2 protein-coding genes are annotated in these 1,050 nt (G+C 33.4%); both read left to right on the top strand.

Going from position 1 to position 1,050, the window contains the following annotated elements; genetic code table 11:
* A partial coding sequence (locus J4P91_RS29955; RefSeq protein WP_207996799.1) for a PLD nuclease N-terminal domain-containing protein occupies window positions 1-227 on the top strand: 227 nt, incomplete at its 5' end.
* A partial coding sequence (locus tag J4P91_RS29950) for an ABC transporter ATP-binding protein (RefSeq protein WP_207996798.1) occupies window positions 224-1,050 on the top strand: 827 nt, incomplete at its 3' end. The genes J4P91_RS29955 and J4P91_RS29950, both read left to right, overlap by 4 nt.

Here is a 1,050-nt window from a genome sequence, read left to right as displayed (position 1 = left end):
ATGGGTTTGATGAATTAAAAAATATTGACTTAATGGCTTTTATCCCCATAATATTGCCGTTTATTGCGGTAGGTACCCTATTAGTTTTAATTGCATTAATTGATCTATACAGACATAGAAAAACTAGAAAAAGCGTTCTGATTTGGACATTTATTATACTTTTTGTTAATACACTTGGTCCAATTCTGTACTTTGTTATAGGGCGAAAGGATAGTGAGAGAACATGAAATTAGAAATCAAAAATGTGACGAAAACATTTAAAGAAAAAATCGCTGTTAATAACTTCTCGATGGAACTGCAATCGGGAGAATGTGTCGGCTTAATTGGACCGAATGGAGCTGGGAAATCAACATTAATAAAAGTGGTTTCAGATATTATTGACCCACACGCGGGCGAAGTTTTGCTAAATGGGAAAAAAATTTCGAAAATGAAAAGGGAAATAGGCTACCTACCACAGTACCCTAACTTTTTTCATTGGATGACAGCGAAAGAAACACTTACGTTCATGGGACAACTTTCTGGATTGCAAAAAGAAGAATTAACAAATTCAATACCTGAAATTTTGACAAAAGTTGGACTAAGTAGTGAAGAAAATTTAAAAGTTGGCACATTTTCCGGTGGAATGAAACAGCGACTCGGTATTGCACAAGCACTATTGCATAAGCCTTCGCTTATTGTCATGGATGAGCCAGTATCCGCATTAGATCCAATCGGCCGAAGAGAAGTGTTAAATCTGATCAAAGAAATAAAAAAAGATACAACGATTTTATTATCAACCCATATATTGGGTGATGCGGAAGAAATATGCGAACGATTTGTAATTATAAAAAATGGATCAAAAATAGAAGATACAACAATCACCGAATTGTTAAACTGCAATAGCAAAGATAGGATTAGCTTAGAAATCACAGCGAAAGATCAAAATTGGATTGACATTGTAAAAGGATTACCTTACGTAAAGGAGATAGAAATTATTGGGCATAAAATCAAAATAAAAGTTAATAACATCGAAAAAAACAAAAATATGTTACTAAAAAATGCACTTGAGCA

It is taken from the genome of Bacillus sp. XF8 (assembly GCF_017498755.1).
Lineage (GTDB): Bacteria > Bacillota > Bacilli > Bacillales > Bacillaceae_G > Bacillus_A > Bacillus_A bingmayongensis.
Note: the sequence above shows the minus strand (reverse complement) of the source record. Positions and strands in the feature narration are given on the sequence as shown.